Below are 16402 nucleotides of genomic sequence, written 5' to 3' on the forward strand. Positions count from 1 at the left end.
AATTAAGAGTATAGCATGGGTCCATCATTTCAAGATTTGAATCTAAAACCTGTTTATCGTACTGGTGAAGATAATTTATTCACTGACTTTTACCGACCGTTACTATCGTCTGCTATACGCTACGATAGAGCAGTTGGTTTTTTTTCGTCAGAGATTTTGTCTTGTAATCTCAAAGGACTAAGTAGTTTAGTTAGAAATAATGGCCGCATGCGATTAATTATTGGCGAGCCACTAGAGAAAGACGAATATGAGGCTATATTACATGAAACGATGGAAAGTCGTCAGGTGTTGACCGAGCATTATATTAATAAGCTGATTGAAATGATGGATGGCACGGAAGCTAATACAGGTAGGTTGCAGGTCTTAGCTTATCTAGTCGCCTCGAAAAGGCTGGAAATTAAATTTGCTGTTCGACCGAAAGGTATGTTTCATGAAAAGATAGGGGTTGTTTATGATGAAGAAGACAACTGCGTAGTCTTTCAAGGGTCTGCAAATGAGACCCCTTCTGCTCTATTTGAACATATTAATGCTGAATCCGTAAGTGTATATAAGAGTTGGCAGGAAACCGTTTTCGAAGATTACGGTAAAAACTATATAAGGTCTTTCGAACAACTTTGGGAGGGCAATAGAGAAGATATAGTTGTTCTTGACGTAGTCTCAAAGCAATATGAGCGTATAGCTGATTATATAATCAGCCAAATTAAACAGTCTAAAAATAATAGACTGGATTTTGAAAAAATTTTATTGCAACTTGATGATAATTTAGAAGATGGTATTTCTTTATCTCAGAGTGCCTTGCCTAAAGTTCCTGAATACTTAGGTACTCATAAGTTTGATATAAGGCCGCATCAACGAGAAGCTTTGAACAGCTGGCGAGCTAATCAATTTACAGGAATTCTTAAGCATGCAACTGGCTCAGGTAAGACAATAACGTCAATATACGCTTTAACGAAGATGTTTGAGGCAAAACAAAAACAAGATCAGTCACTAATCGTAATGATTAGTGTGCCTTACATAGATTTGGCAAAGCAATGGGTGAAAGAACTTAAGCTGTTTAATATAACTCCTATTCAGTGCTTCGACAGTAGGTCTAAATGGGAGGGTTCTTTGGCGAGAAACTTGCAATTAGTTGAATTTGGGAGCTCAAAGTTCGTCTGTATTTTAGTTGTTAATAAAACACTATGTTCAGATCATTTTCAAAAAGCGATAAAAGATATTAACTTGAATAGTTTAATGTTCATAGGTGATGAATGTCATAGACATGGTGCAAACCAAACTCGTTCGCTATTGCCAGATGCAGCTTTCAAACTAGGTCTATCTGCCACACCATTCAATGATGATGACGATATGTTAGAAAGTCCATTCGGCAATGATGCAATGGATAATATCTTGAGTTATTACCAAGCCATAGTTCATGAATACAGTCTCGAAGATGCAATTCTAGATGAGGTATTAACCCCTTATGATTATCACATTATTCCAATTCATTTGACTGAGGTTGAACAAGAGGAGTATGACCAGCTATCTGAAAGCATTAGAAAAATAATGATTAATTCAGGTGGTAACCTGTCAAAAGATAATCGTGAAAAAATGGTTACCCTCACTTCAAAAAGAAGTCGTTTGTTAGGAAGTGCGGAAAACAAGATATTCAAGTTGAGAGATATAACTTCCAATATATCTAAAGAAAAACGTAAACTCACTTTATTTTATGTTGGTGAAGGTAAAGACTCTGAGGACAATATTATCATTGATCAAGTTACAAAAACTTTGAGAGATAACGATTGGAAAACAGCTCAATTTACAGGTAAGACAACTAAAAGAGAAAGAGATGAGTTATTACATTTGTTTAAGCAACGAAGAGTTGATGCCTTAATAGCGATGAAAGTTCTTGATGAAGGAATTGATGTCCCTGCCTGTAGTACTGCTTATATTCTAGCAAGTACGAAAAACCCCAGACAGTACGTTCAGCGTAGGGGAAGAGTCTTGAGAAAGTTTCCAGGTAAAACTAAAGCCACAATACATGACTTTGTAGTATTACCTTGCCCATATAGCAAATCCATTTTCGGAAAGAAGCTTTATGAGTCAGAGCTAGAAAGAGTAAGAGATTTTTCATTACTTGCAACAAATAAAATAGAGATTGAGTCACATCTACAGGAATTGGAGGTTTTGCGTGTCTAATAATAATATAAGAGAAATGTTTGAAGAAGCTAATAAGCTAGTTGAAAAGGAACTTGAGACTCCTTTGAGACAGTTAACCCGCAAGATACTTAATGAGGAAAGAAAGTATCTATACTCTGATCAAAAGCCAGCGCAACGTAAAAAAAACATAAAAGACTTTATTGAAGAAGCTAGAAAATCTGGTAATTTCAAAAGTAATCTGGGGGCATAAGTGAAGATAATTTCTTTAAAGATGAAAAACTTCAGGCAGTTCCATGGCGAGCAATCAATAGAGTTTTCTACCGATGCAAAAAAAAATATCACTCTAATCCATGCTGAAAATGGAGTTGGTAAAACAGCTTTGCTGAATGCTATCAAATGGTGCTTTTTCGAAGAAACGACTCTTAACTTTAGTCAGAAAGATAATTTACTAAATAACTATGCTCACGATGACGGGGATAATACCTATTATGTTGCTATCGAATTCGAGGAGGATAGTGAATATTTTTATTGTGAGCGAGGTTATAACGATATAAGTAAAAATTACTTTAAAATGACTAGGGACGACTTCGAGACTGGTGTTAAACCAATTAATGATCCTGAGTTGTTCATAAACTCGATACTTCCGAAAGAGATGTCTGAGTACTTCTTCTTCCAAGGAGAAGGGGTAGGCAGCTTTACAAAAGCTAAAGTAGGACATAACAGAGAAGTTAAAGAGGCTATTCAGAATATACTAGGGTTTAAAACAGCTCAGCAAGCAATTGATGACCTTGGTGATATCAAAAAAGATTATCGAAAAGAAGTGGCTACAAGAAATAAAGGTTCGGAATTAGCTAAGCTTAGTGAGGAAATATCAAAATTAGAGCAAGAAAAAATTGCTAAGGACTCACGTTTGGGCCTTTGTGATAAAAATATAGGAATGTATGAGCAACTAATTTTAGATATTGATGAAAAGTTAGCAAACAGTAATAGCACCGTGGTTAAACAGAACCATCAAAATCGCGCCAAACTCGATAAGCAAAAAAGCATTCTCATACAAAGAATTAAGGGTAAAGAGGTTGAAAAGGTTAGACTTATTAAAATGTACGGCGCGCATGTCTTTGCGAAAAAACTGGCATCTCAAGCTTTAGACTTTATTAATGAAGAAGAGTTTAAGGGAACGATACCAGCACCATATAATGAGAATCTAGTTAGACAGATACTTGAAGAACATGCGTGTATTTGTGGCGCTCCTATTCATGACAATTCCGAAGCTTACAATAATATTAGTAAGTTGTTGAAGAGTGCTGCAGATCCTGATCAGGGTAATAGAGTAATTCGAGCACGTGAAACACTCAAGTCAATTCAAACGAAGAATGAAGGTGCTAAAGGTCATTTATTAGCCAATCAAAACGACTTAATTCAGCTTCATAATAATTTGGAGGACACAAAGCGAGAGCTTGAAGAAATATCATTGAGAATGACAGAGTTTAATATTGACGAGATTGTTAGCTTAGAGAACCAAAGGAAGTCACACCAGCAGCATAAAGATACTGAATATCGAACTCAAGGTCGGTTAGAGGTAGAAACGGACAGGTTGAAAAGATCTATTGATGCGACACAAAGTAAAATCAATCAATTGCAAGCTCAATCAACAGGGATTGATATTTATCAAGAGTCACTAGACATACTTAATGAAGTGGAGTCTTTGTTAATTAATACACTTCAAAAGGCAGAAGAAAGCAGTTTTAACGAACTTTCAAAGCTAATTAATGACACTTTAGATTTATACGTTCGACAGGACTTTAAGGCTAAAATAGATAAAGAGACATTTAATATTCGTCTCATTGATAATCAAAATAGAAATGTAGCAATGAGTGATGGCCAACAGCTTTTATTGAGTCTGACCTTTATATCTAGCTTAATTCAGCTGGCTGCTACAAGAAAAAATGCTCAAGGTGAAATCCTAACTCCAGGGGTCATAGCACCTTTCGTTATTGATGCTCCTTTTGGTGTTCTTGATAATACTTATAAAGGTAATATGGCTAAATCTATTCCTGAGTCGGTTGAGCAGGTTGTTTTCTTATTATCCTCTAGTCATTGGGAGGGTACAGTAGAAGAAAATATCAGAGAAAGAGTAGGCAAAGAATATAATCTAGTTGCAGAAGTAGCATCTTCTCAAGGGAGCAAGGAGCTTAATCCTATATTTGTCAAAGGGAATAAGGTTGATACCGTACGTTATGACTGTGGCATCGATAGAACAGTTATTGAGGAGGTGAAAGTATGATGGGACGGAATAATAAAACCGATTGGCGAGGGTTAAATGTTAATCGTGAAAGAAGACATGAAAATTTAATTCATAATCTGGTTGAGGATAAAGAGACAGCAATCTTTACCTACAACAAGGATCTTATGATTTTCGCTGCAATGATTGGTTATGCTTATAATAAGAGATTATCTTTATCAGGCGATAAAATATCGATAACGTTAGGAACATATTATAATACTGAAGACGACGGCTTTATATATTTATTAGCATTGATGGAAAATAAAAATGCTACCTGTTTAAAGGATCCCAACCTATCTGACTCAATTAAAATCTTTGAAGATTACTGTAATGGCGGGTTGGATATTATTCAAGACTGGTTTAGAAGCAACCCCACAGATAACAGTAGAGTTGAAACTCTAGAAGCTAAAATTTGGGAGTATATGAAGAGTCAAGAAGGTTTGGAACAAGGTATCAGTAATGATGACTTAGATGTGGATTTCTGAATGAGAGAATTTTCCATCTTTTCATGCTTTGGGTAGCCGAGATGATCTTTCATGTCAGCTTCAAGAGCGGTATCGATAAAGGATTGCATGAGCAGCTTTGGTAGTCTTTGATATCATCAAAGCTGCTCATGCTACCAGCCATTTGCTCGGCCAGTTTCTTAATGTCATTTTGGTTAGTCATTGATTATTCTCCTGTTAGGAGATTATAAGCTGTTACACAGTTTTTAGGAAAGGCTCAATATTTTTGTTTACTTAAACACATATGTCTCAACCATCTTACACTTTTGAATCATCTATCCTAACTTCAGTCTTGCCAGCAAACGCATCATCAATATAATTAGCCCATTGATGCATCATGTCGGTACGATAAGGCAAGTGTTGAGCTCCATTGTAGGCTTTGCTTATTTTGTTTTCTTTTTCATGTGCCAGCTGTAGCTCTATAGCTTCGTGCATAAACTCTTGTTCATGTAAGGTAGTGCTGGCAAGTCCGCGAAATCCGTGCCCTGTCATTCTGCCTTTATAGCCCATGCGCCATAGGGCAGTAATAAAAGCATTGGTACTGTATGGCTTACGCGTCGATGGATTAAAGAAGACATACTTGTCCGAAAAGCCTAGCGTCTTGATTTGCTCTAAGATCGCCATTGTTTGCGGTGTAAGCGGCACTAAATGCGGTCTATCCATTTTCATTTTATCGGCAGGTATGCGCCATAACTTGTCTTTATAGTCTATCTCGCTCCATTCCATAAAGCGTAATTCCTGCGTTCTCACAAACGTATAGCACATAAACCATAGGCCTAGCTTCACCAGTACATCACCATCATAGGCGTTAATGTCTTGTAGTAGCTTTGGTAGTTGCTGGCTTGTGATGCGACTATGGTGCTTTACCTTATGCGGTTTTAGTGCTTCAGTTAGGTCGTCGGCTGGGTTGAGGTTGGTTAAGCCCTCACGTATGGCTTGTTTAAAGACTTGCCCTGTTTGACGTATTGCGCGTCTTGCCATATCACTAGCGCCCCTAGCTTCGATAGCTTTACCAATAGCTAAAACATCAGGCGCAGTTATCTCATTTATATTCATATGACCAATGACGGGCTTAATATCGCGCTGATATTGTGAGTAGTCACGGCTATGGGTAGTAGGTGCTATATGTGCTTTACGGTCATTATGCCAACACTGAGCTATCGTATCGAAAGCCTTTGATCCGTCATTTTCTGCTCGTGTTTTTTTCTTATCGTCTTTTGGGTTAATGCCATCAACTATTAATCTTTTGATCTCAAGATTGCGCTGGCGTGCACTTTGTAGGCTCATTACTGGGTAAGTACCGATAGTAAGGGTTTGCTGTTTGCCTTGCCAGCGGTAGGCGCTGATCCATGACTTAACGCCTGTATAACGCACCCATAATTGTAACCCTTGACCATCACTATGTTTATCAGGTCGTTTTGAGTCTATTGCTTTTTGGGTAGGCTTAAGATTTTTTATCTGTGTATTATTTAGACTCATGTTGGTATTATCCATTATGGTATCGTATGATACCAACGATAATACCAACATTTTAGACGGATTACTACGTTCTGTAACGGATAACAAATGCCTTCAAAAAAGGCTAATTCAGCTGAATGGCTTGCAAATAAAAGGGCAGACGGTCAATGACGGTCTGCCCTAATATCGTGTTTGGTCGGAACGGCAGGATTTGAACCTGCGACCACTACACCCCCAGTGTAGTGCGCTACCAGACTGCGCTACGCCCCGAGTGACTGACTATTTTACGCAAAATTATGTATATTGCAAGGGCTATTTATAGCAGCCAAACTCTACAATATTATTCTGCATAGCATAGTCAGTATAATCGCTTAGCAGCCAATATCAACCCAATAATTCTTTTAGAATTTGGTTCACTTGCTGTGGGTTAGCACTACCGCGACTGGCTTTCATGACCTGACCGACCAGACCGTTAAAGGCTTTTTCTTTACCGCCGCGATATTCTTCGACCATCGCTTCATTTTTTGCGATGACTTCTTCGACCATCGCTTTGATAGCACCAGTATCGGTCTCTTGCTTGAGGCCTTTGTCTTTGATGATTTTATCTGCTGCATCATCGCCATCGCCGCCTTCACGCTCATATAGAGCACTAAAGACTTTTTTGGCCAATTTGCCAGATAGTGTGTCATCTTTGATACGCTTAAGCATGCCAGCCAATTGTTTGGCGCTGATAGGGGAGTCGATGATGTCGGTGTCATCTTTGTTCAGGGCGCCGAGTAAGTCACCCATGACCCAGTTGCCAGCCATTTTGGCATCTTGCTGACCGATTTCAGCCACTACATCTTCGAAGTAGTCAGCAATTTGACGACTACCAGTGAGGATACGAGCATCATATTCTGATAGACCAAGTGCTTCTTCGAAGCGTGCACGACGTGCCACAGGTAGCTCAGGCATCGCCGCTTTAATCGCATCAACCGTATGCTGCTCGATACGGACAGGTAGCAGGTCAGGATCAGGGAAATAGCGATAGTCGTTGGCGTCTTCTTTGGTACGCATCACACGAGTTTCGTCGCGCTCTGGATCATATAGCATCGTTGCTTGTACGACTTTGCCGCCATCTTCTAGGATATCGATTTGACGTTCGATTTCACGATTGATAGCACGTTCGATAAAGCGGAACGAGTTTAGGTTCTTTAGCTCAGTACGCGTACCGAGATCAGCACCTGGCTTGCGCACAGAGACGTTACAGTCACAGCGGAATGAGCCTTCGGCCATCACTGCGTCTGAGATACCTAGCCAAGTGACTAGCTGATGAATGGCTTTGATATAAGCAAGTGCTTCGTGAGCTGAGCGCATATCCGGCTCAGAGACGATTTCTATCAGCGGCGTACCAGCACGGTTCAAATCCACGCCAGTCATACCGTCGACTGCGTCATGGACAGATTTACCCGCGTCTTCTTCTAGATGCGCGCGAGTAATACCCATACGTTTCGGATATTCGTTCTTTTCGCCTTCGTTGACCACGACATCGATATAGCCAACGCCTACGATAGGATTAGCCATCTGGGTGATTTGATAGCCTTTAGGCAAGTCAGGGTAAAAGTAGTTTTTACGGTCAAACGTATTAAATAGACCCAGCTCAGCATTGACACCGATACCGAATTTTAGCGCGCGATCGACCACACCAGCATTTAGCACTGGTAATACGCCAGGTAAACCCAAATCGACGATGCTTGCTTGGCTGTTTGGCTCATGACCAAAATCAGTCGGCGCACTTGAGAAAATCTTACTTTCCGTATTTAGCTGACAGTGAATCTCGATACCGATGACCACTTCATAGCCATCGACAAATAGCTCTTTACGCACGGCGTGTTCACGGACGGCATTGTTATCAGTAGTAGCTGTACTCATTATACCGTCTCCTTTGCGATGGTAGAGTGTTGTAGGTGATGATCAGTGTGCTGCTGGAACAGATGCGCTGTCGTGAGCAGTTGACTCTCTTGCCAGTGCTTACCGATCAATTGCAAGCCAATAGGTAGGCCTTCTGTCGTCAAACCAACTGGCTGACTGAGGGCAGGTAGACCTGCTAGGTTGACCGCGATGGTATAAACGTCACCTAAATACATCGTTGCAGGATCTAGGTCTTCACTAAGCTTATAAGCCGCAGTCGGTGCAGTTGGGCTAGCAATCACATCACAGCTAGCAAATGCTTCATCGAAGTCTTTGACGATTAAGCGGCGAATCTTCTGTGCTTTTGTATAGTAAGCATCGAAGTAGCCAGCCGATAGCGCATAAGTCCCTGTCAAGATACGGCGCTGTACTTCAGGGCCAAAGCCTTCAGAGCGTGAACGTGTATATAGATCAATCAGGTCAGTTGGATTCTCACAGCGATAGCCAAAACGTACGCCATCGAAGCGTGATAGGTTCGATGATGCTTCAGCAGGCGCTAGCATATAGTAAGTGGCAAGCGTGATCTCAGGATCAGTGATGTTCACTTCTACAATCGTTGCACCCAGCTCTTCGTATTTCTTGAGCGCGGCACGTGCTGCTTGCTCAACTTCGCTATCAAGCCCTGTGCCGAAGTATTCTTTGGCCACACCAATACGAAGACCTTCAAATGGCTTATCACCAGCAGCAGCTTGGGCATCATTGATGTCTTGTACGTAGTCAGGCATCTCGTACTTGATAGAAGTTGCATCGCGTGGATCGTGACCAATCATTGGTTGTAGTAGGTAAGCGCAATCTTTAGCGCTGCGTCCCATGCTACCAGCTTGATCCAAACTTGAAGCGTAGGCAATCATACCAAAACGTGACACACGGCCATAAGTAGGTTTGATACCTGTTAGGCCACAGAATGAGGCAGGCTGACGAATAGAGCCACCCGTATCACTACCGGTAGCAACAGGAACAAAACCTGCGGCAACGGCGGCAGCACTACCACCTGACGAGCCACCAGGGACGCGCTCTAGGTTCCAAGGGTTCTGTACCGTACCGTAGTAAGAGCTACTGTTGTCTGAGCCCATCGCAAACTCATCCATATTGAGCTTACCTAAGCTAATCATGCCAGCTTTGTCGATGTTAGAAACGATAGTCGCGTCATATGGTGAGACAAAGTTATGTAGCATCTTTGAGCCACAAGTGGTCAGTACGCCCTGGGTACAAAAGATGTCTTTATGCGCCATTGGTACGCCAAGTAGTGGACGTTGGTCGCCCTGTGCCCGCAACTCGTCTGCCGCTTTTGCTTGTGCGCGTGCTGTCTCAGAAGTATGAGTGATAAAGCTGTTAATCTTACTGTCTAGCGCATCGATACGCTTGATGTAGTGTTCAGTTAATTCCGCGCTGCTAAATTGTTTGTTTTGCAAGCCAGTAATGAGCTGCTCGGTACTTAATAAATGAAGTTCAGACATAAGGTGTCGTCCGTCAAAATGTTAATAGCATAAAATAAAATGAGGTAATGGCAAATGCGTAATTGTGTTATTCAGCCACTATTATTCAATCACCTGAGGCACTAGATATAAGCCTTCTTCTACGGCAGGCGCAACTGATTGATTACGCTCACGATTGATATCGTGTTTTGCCACATCAGCACGCAACTCTTGGCAAGCTTCATGGATATTGGCTAGTGGCTTGATGTCTGTGGTATCAACGTTAGATAGCGTATTCATCAGTTTTAATACTTTACTGATATCATCAGCATAGCTATCGGCTGTACTTTCATCGACACCTAAGCGGGCAAGGTTGGCAACTTCTAGGATTTCTTCACGGCTGACGTTGCTGTCAGACGTTGCTGGCTGCTGAGACATAGTTTCTCCAGTTAAGGACAGTTTTTGTTAGAGTAGTTGATTACGAAAAGGAAAATACGTAAGCGCTAAAATATAAACAACTAAAATATAAACAACTAAAATATAAACAAATAGTAAGTGGGCTTATTATAAAGCATCTGACTCAAGTTTACAGAGCATGACGCTTGATTGATGCACAATCTCAACCAAGAGACTGAATTGATAAAAACGTAATATTAAATAAGATATGGTGCCAGCCAAGCCATAATGCCAATTAAGACACAATGATTTACAGAGAATTGCAAAACTGACCCCCTAATTCATCATTGTTCCTCAATTGCTCTCCAATTAGCTTCTAAAATACGTTACAGTATGCATCTGCTATTAAGCAAAACATTCATCTGCCTGTAGAGCCTTGTTAGTTATCAGATTAAATGATGTTTCATTGAGTTGAACGATATTCACTACTATTTCAAACTTTGTAACAACTTTTGGCGTCTAAGACAAAAATCCTTACTTACTGATGCAAATATCTATGTTTTTTTTGAGCTAAATCGGTATAATTTAGCTCAGTTTTTTCATTTCATCATTATTGTTTGGATTTTGACTTGTTGGGATGATTAACTGATGCCACAAGTAATGTTTAACGACGACCTGCTCAACACTGACGAGTAACACCTCAGTCAATCTCATTCGCCTCATTCGTAAGACGCTGGATATATTAGTCATGAACCTGTTTGGATTTTTATCAAATAATATCGCTATCGACCTCGGTACTGCGAACACCCTAATTTTTATTCCTAATAAAGGCGTCGTGCTTGACGAGCCTACGGTGGTCGCGTTACGAAGCAATCGTACTCAGAACCCGACCGTCGCCGCTGTTGGTATCGATGCCAAGCAGATGTTAGGTCGTACGCCTGCGAACATCACAGCGATTCGCCCTTTAAAAGACGGTGTGATTGCTGATTTTGAAGTGACGCAAAAAATGCTTAAGCACTTTATCGCTAAAGTAAAAGCCAAGCGCTTTATGGCACAGCCTAACGTCGTGGTTTGTGTACCATGTAAGTCTACTCTAGTTGAGCGCAAGGCGATTCGTGAGGCAGTATCATCAGCAGGTGCGAGCAAAGTACTATTGCTAGAAGAGCCGATGGCTGCTGCTATCGGTGCTGGTATGCCAGTTCATGAAGCCAGTGGTTCTATGGTGGTGGATATCGGTGGTGGTACAACTGAGATTGCTGTTATCGCCCTATCTGGTTGCGTATATGCTGAGTCGATTCGTATCGGTGGCGATATGTTTGATGAAGCGATCATCACCCATGTACGCCGTACGCATGGTTGTGTCATCGGTGAGACGACCGCTGAGCGTATCAAAAAAGAAGTCGGTTCTGCATTGAATGAAGACAGCCAACTAGAAGTAGAGGTTCGTGGTCGTAGCATGGCAGAGGGTGTGCCAAAGACCTTTACTGTCAATTCAGAAGAAGTGCAAAAAGCATTGACTGATCCATTGAGCGGTATTGTTAGCGCTGTAAAAGTAGCACTTGAGCAGACTCCGCCAGAATTGTCATCAGATATCGCTGAGCGTGGCATTGTATTGACAGGTGGCGGTGCACTATTACGTGACTTAGATAAACTTATCTCTCAAGAGACCGGTTTACCAGTGACGGTAGCAGAAGACCCACTAACCTGCGTTAGTCGCGGTGGTGGTATCGCGCTTGATTTCATCAATAACAAAAGTTTAAACATGATTTTTGTTTAAATCATCTTTATCCTTAATTGCTATATAGTCTTGGCAATATATGATGATTTATGTGAATGATAAAACTATAAATATAGTCGGTTCAATATAATTTGGATACAAAGAAGCCGAGCGAAAGTACTACAAGTATTAGGCTGAGCGAGACTGACACCGTATCCAATTTATAGAAAATTGACTATATATAAAATTAAAGGTAGCCGATTGTGCTACCTTTAATTGCATTCATTTATGCTAGAACCCAATATCCTCGATAAACACTCATGCTGTAAATAAGTGCTATTGTTCATTTTAGAATCCTTAAATCAGACGACTTATGACTCCAAGTATTTTTGCTCGCCAGCCGCTATCACTTCGTAAGACTGTTATCGTATTGATAGCAGCCTTAATTTTGATGTGGTTTGATAGCAAAAACTCTGATTGGTTTAAGCCAGTACGTAGCACCAGTCATGCCGCCATGCAGCCAATCTATGAGCTGTCTCTATTGCCAAGCTACGCCAAGCATTGGGCAGGTGGTAGTCTACAATCGAAAGAAGCATTGCGTCGCGAAAATATGCAGCTAAAGTCGCAATTGATACACGCGCATGCCAAGCTACAACAGCAAGATTATATTTTGGCGCAGAACGCACGTCTGCAAGGTATCTTATCTACCACCAAGCCCGAGCAGTTCGACCTTAATTTGGCGCAAGTCATCGGTACAGATACCAATTTGCTCAGACAAATTGTCGTGCTTAATAAAGGTGAGCAGGACGGCGTACAAGTTGGGCAAACAGTCATCGATGAAGACGGTGTATTAGGACAGATTATCAATGTCTATCCAAATACTAGCCGTCTGTTGTTGATTACAGATGAGCAACAGTCAGTTGCGGTCACTGTCAAGCGTACCGGTCAGCGTGCCATCGTTACAGGCCAAGGCATCCCATCTTCATTGAGTCTCAATTACGTCTTCAAGACGTCAGATGTGCGAGTAGGTGATGAGCTAGTGTCGTCAGGATTGGGCGGACGTATTCCGGCAGGTTATCGAGTCGGGCGTATCGCGCATGTCAAAGACGAGCAAACCGACAACTTTAGAACGATCGAAGTTACTCCAGCAGCTAACTTTATTGATAATGCCTATGTATTAATACTTCAAGACAAGCTGCTAAACGAGAACAATGCTGCTGCTACTGCTCCATAGATAACGACGTAAGTCACAGTAGTAATGTTTTAAAGCTGTTCAATTATGGTATTCACCTTGCCAATATCCAATCAACAATATAACCGCAACCATCAAACACTCGCTAAGGTAAGTACCCATGTCGTATCCTGATTCTGAGAATGCCACGGTACTATTGATAGTTGTGATTGTTCTAAGTTTCATCGCTGCATCATCACTCAATGTCTATCCATTAAGCCCAAGCATGGCAACATTGCGTCCCATGGTCATGATCATGGTGCTGATCTATTGGTTGCTGTTTCAGCCGCGCTATGTCGGCATTTTTACCGCATTTACGGTTGGACTGATTGCTGATTTATTGATGGATACCCATTTAGGGCAGCAAGCTTTCGCCGCTGTTGTGGTTGCACTGGTTATCAAAATTACCAGTATCTATGTCAGACAGTTGAATACCGTTAGTGCGTGGTTAATTGCTAGTCTAGGGCTAATTGTCTTTCAGTTAAATCTATGGATACTACAGATGTTTATTCAAAACGTCTTTGTCGCCCAGTCGGCTTTGTCATTGTTTATGAGTATCATTAGCTGGCCACTCGTGCTGTTTGCTTTGCGCAAGTTTTCGCGTTAATAAATCATCAGTTATTAAGATTACTTTGTTTAAAAGCTTAGCTTGCTCTGTCCACAATACTGTATGACCGTAAACATCATAAATTGATAAATGAAGAGAAAATCGATGGATATCGTTTTGGCATCTGGCTCTCCGCGTCGTCGTGAGCTACTAGAAAGAGCGCAACTAGACTTTACTATCTTGAGCGTAGATATTGATGAGACGCCGTTAGATAATGAGTCGCCAACAGACTATATCGAACGCATGGTCGAAACCAAAGCCGATGCCGCGATACAACAATTAAGCGACACATCTCAAGCAAATCACGATAGCCTTACATCACCGTTTATTGTTTTGACTTCTGATACCATTGGCGTGCTGTCGGATGGTAAGACAGTCTTGGTCAAGCCTATCGATCGCGAGCACGCATATAGTATGTGGCAGCGTATGTCTGATAACGTCCACGAAGTATGGACTGCCGTTCAAGCGACTCAAGTACAGCTATTGCCTATAGCAGAACGAAGCCCATCAGAACCTACACATTCCTTACAAATTATTAACCAGCAGCGAATCACTGAACGTACGGAAGTGACTTTTATACCACTGACGACACAGATGATGAGCGATTACTGGGATAGTGGCGAACCTGCTGATAAAGCAGGTGGGTATGGTATTCAAGGACTGGGTGCTGCGTGGGTCAGTCGTATTAATGGTAGCTATACCAATGTCGTTGGTCTGCCACTGGCGCAAACGCTGGCACTAATCAAGGAAATGACAGAAGGCGGTGTGGACACAGTCAACCCGTTATAATGGGATATGCACATAATGACACGGTAGGGTAATGGGCAAGAGCAAGGCGCATTTGTTACACTGTCAATCTAATAGGCGATGACCGTCTAATAAGAAAGCTGAGAGATAAGAGAAAAAACTATGTCCGAAGAGCTGCTGATTAATATTAGTCCAATGGAATCCCGTGTTGCGGTTTTAGACAATGGTATTTTGGGCGAGATTTATATTGAACGACATCACAAACTGGGGTTGGTCGGCAATATCTATCTGGGGACGGTCGTACGTGTCCTTCCTGGTATGCAGGCAGCCTTCGTAGATATTGGTCAATCACGGACCGCATTTCTACATGTCAACGATATGCAGCGTGAACCACGCCCGGTTGCAGAAAAAAACAAAGCGGCTAAGGCCACTAAGCACGAGATAAATGAGGACGATGCGACTGCCAAGGCTTCTGCTGATAGCTTGGCTGTGACGCCGCCTATTGTCAGTGCGCAAAGTACGGAGATCGTACCAGCGTCTAAAACATTGATTCAGCATCGCTTGCATGAAAGTCAGCGTATTTTGGTACAGGTAACCAAAGATCAGTTGGGGAGTAAAGGTGCTCGTCTAACGACCAACATTTCACTACCATCACGTTATCTAGTATATTTGCCATCGAGTGATCATATTGGCATATCGCAGCGTATCGATGGCGAAGAAGAGCGTAGCCGATTAAAGACTGAGCTTAGTAGCCTGATGCAGACGGTCAATCTAAAAGGTGGACTGATTGCCCGTACCGCTGCTGAGCGTGTGCCTGTCGATAAGCTAGAAGAGGACATCTATTACCTATTGCAGCTGTGGCGTACTATCTGTGCTCGTCGCCAAGAGATTAATCATCATCAGAGCTCAGAACTGATCTATCAAGAACTGTCATTACCATTACGTTCTATTCGTGATTTAGTTCACGCTGATACCGAAAAAGTCATCATTGATAATACGCAGATTTATGAGCAAGTCAGATACTTTGCCAAAGAGTTTGTTCCCTTCGTCTATGATCGTATCGTGCATTACACTGCTGAGCAGTCGCTATTCGATGTACACCGTGTAGAAGATGACTTACGTGACGCACTAAAGCGCCGTGTCGATCTCAAGTCTGGCGGTTATCTGATTATCGATCAAACCGAAGCAATGACCACGATTGATGTCAATACAGGCTCTTTTGTAGGCGGTCGCTCATTAGAGGATACGGTTTATAAGACTAATCTAGAAGCTACACATGCTATCGCTCGACAGTTGCGCTTACGTAATCTAGGCGGCATTATTATTCTAGATTTTATCGATATGCTTGAGCAACAGCATAAAGATGACGTGCTAGAGAGCTTACAGGCACAGCTTACTCAAGATTATGCAAAAACCAAGATTACGCAGGTTAGTGAGCTTGGACTAGTAGAGATGACACGCAAGCGCACGCGTGAATCATTGGGCCAGCAGCTGTGTGAGCCGTGCTCAACTTGTCAAGGTCGTGGGTTCGTCAAAACCGCAGAGACGGTTTGCTTTGAGATTTTCCGCGAAATTATGCGCTGCGCACGCACTTATAATTCTCCCAAAAAGTTCACAGTGGTGGCTCATGCGGCAGTCATTGATTTACTGCTTACAACAGAGTCCGACACAGTAGCTGATTTAGAGTATCTACTGGGCAGAGTCATTACTTTTGATGTAGAGAATCTATACACCCAAGAGCAGTATGATATTGTTTTAGATTAATATTATTTAAAACAAATGATAGTTTTAGATGAAAATGTTTGTATGGTTAGTAACCAGTCTAAGAAGGAGCATCTCTAATGATACTAGAGATTGCTCTTGCAATACCTGAAATACTATGTATAATATACACCACTGAATTATATATGCGCAGCTGAATAAAAAAAGCTGGCGCTATGACAGCTAGAGCATCG

14 protein-coding genes and 1 tRNA gene are annotated in these 16402 nt (G+C 41.7%); 9 read left to right on the forward strand and 6 right to left on the reverse strand.

Annotated features, from left to right (window positions below; genetic code table 11):
• Window positions 1-15: 15 nt before the first annotated feature.
• Genes AK824_RS02900 through AK824_RS02915 form a run of 4 tightly spaced genes read left to right on the forward strand, consistent with a single transcriptional unit; the run spans window position 16 to window position 4908 of the window.
• Window positions 16-2178: a DEAD/DEAH box helicase family protein gene (locus tag AK824_RS02900; protein WP_057758668.1), complete on the forward strand. Its 2163-nt coding sequence runs from the start codon at window positions 16-18 to the stop codon at window positions 2176-2178.
• Entirely contained in the window at window positions 2171-2389 is a 219-nt protein-coding gene (locus tag AK824_RS02905) for a hypothetical protein (RefSeq protein WP_057758670.1), read from the forward strand. Before AK824_RS02900 ends, AK824_RS02905 begins: the two co-directional genes overlap by 8 nt.
• The gene (locus tag AK824_RS02910) at window positions 2390-4423 is read left to right on the forward strand and encodes an AAA family ATPase (protein ID WP_057758672.1); all 2034 of its coding nucleotides are present in this window, start codon (window positions 2390-2392) and stop codon (window positions 4421-4423) included.
• Window positions 4420-4908, forward strand: a complete 489-nt coding sequence (locus AK824_RS02915; protein WP_057758674.1) for a DNA phosphorothioation-associated protein 4 — start codon at window positions 4420-4422, stop codon at window positions 4906-4908. Before AK824_RS02910 ends, AK824_RS02915 begins: the two co-directional genes overlap by 4 nt.
• A 49-nt stretch (window positions 4909-4957) precedes the next feature.
• Here AK824_RS02915 and AK824_RS13740 read toward each other — a convergent pair whose 3' ends face one another.
• From AK824_RS13740 to gatC, 6 genes are all read right to left on the reverse strand, one after another.
• Window positions 4958-5089 carry a hypothetical protein gene (locus tag AK824_RS13740; RefSeq protein WP_264753490.1) on the reverse strand — a complete coding sequence of 44 codons (132 nt, stop codon included), beginning with the start codon at window positions 5087-5089 and terminating at the stop codon, window positions 4958-4960.
• 95 nt (window positions 5090-5184) lie between these two features.
• On the reverse strand, window positions 5185-6420 hold the full coding sequence (locus AK824_RS02925) for a tyrosine-type recombinase/integrase (RefSeq protein ID WP_057758676.1): 1236 nt from the start codon (window positions 6418-6420) through the stop codon (window positions 5185-5187).
• A gap of 157 nt (window positions 6421-6577) precedes the next feature.
• A tRNA-Pro gene (locus tag AK824_RS02930) sits at window positions 6578-6654 on the reverse strand.
• A gap of 114 nt (window positions 6655-6768) precedes the next feature.
• Window positions 6769-8295, reverse strand: coding sequence for an Asp-tRNA(Asn)/Glu-tRNA(Gln) amidotransferase subunit GatB (gene gatB / locus AK824_RS02935; protein WP_057758678.1), 1527 nt, complete (start codon window positions 8293-8295; stop codon window positions 6769-6771).
• Window positions 8295-9791, reverse strand: coding sequence for an Asp-tRNA(Asn)/Glu-tRNA(Gln) amidotransferase subunit GatA (gatA, locus tag AK824_RS02940; protein WP_057758680.1), 1497 nt, complete (start codon window positions 9789-9791; stop codon window positions 8295-8297). The genes gatB and gatA overlap by 1 nt, the downstream gene beginning before the upstream one ends.
• A gap of 81 nt (window positions 9792-9872) precedes the next feature.
• On the reverse strand, window positions 9873-10187 hold the full coding sequence (gene gatC / locus AK824_RS02945) for an Asp-tRNA(Asn)/Glu-tRNA(Gln) amidotransferase subunit GatC (protein ID WP_057758683.1): 315 nt from the start codon (window positions 10185-10187) through the stop codon (window positions 9873-9875).
• Window positions 10188-10893: 706 nt separating this feature from the next.
• Here gatC and AK824_RS02950 point away from each other — a divergent pair.
• The 5 genes from AK824_RS02950 (at window position 10894) to AK824_RS02970 (ending at window position 16211) form a co-directional block, all read left to right on the forward strand.
• Window positions 10894-11922, forward strand: coding sequence for a rod shape-determining protein (locus AK824_RS02950; protein ID WP_082624553.1), 1029 nt, complete (start codon window positions 10894-10896; stop codon window positions 11920-11922).
• A 313-nt stretch (window positions 11923-12235) separates the two neighbouring features.
• A complete protein-coding gene (mreC, locus tag AK824_RS02955; protein ID WP_057758687.1) occupies window positions 12236-13096 on the forward strand; it encodes a rod shape-determining protein MreC in 861 nt (286 codons plus the stop codon).
• A gap of 118 nt (window positions 13097-13214) precedes the next feature.
• Complete coding sequence (gene mreD / locus AK824_RS02960) at window positions 13215-13700, forward strand: rod shape-determining protein MreD (protein ID WP_057758689.1); 486 nt, start codon at window positions 13215-13217, stop codon at window positions 13698-13700.
• 105 nt (window positions 13701-13805) lie between these two features.
• On the forward strand, window positions 13806-14489 hold the full coding sequence (locus AK824_RS02965; RefSeq protein ID WP_057758691.1) for a Maf family protein: 684 nt from the start codon (window positions 13806-13808) through the stop codon (window positions 14487-14489).
• A gap of 120 nt (window positions 14490-14609) precedes the next feature.
• Complete coding sequence (locus tag AK824_RS02970) at window positions 14610-16211, forward strand: Rne/Rng family ribonuclease (RefSeq protein ID WP_057758694.1); 1602 nt, start codon at window positions 14610-14612, stop codon at window positions 16209-16211.
• Window positions 16212-16402 lie beyond the last annotated feature (191 nt).

Source organism: Psychrobacter sp. P11G3, assembly GCF_001435845.1.
In the GTDB taxonomy this organism is placed as follows: Bacteria; Pseudomonadota; Gammaproteobacteria; order Pseudomonadales; family Moraxellaceae; genus Psychrobacter.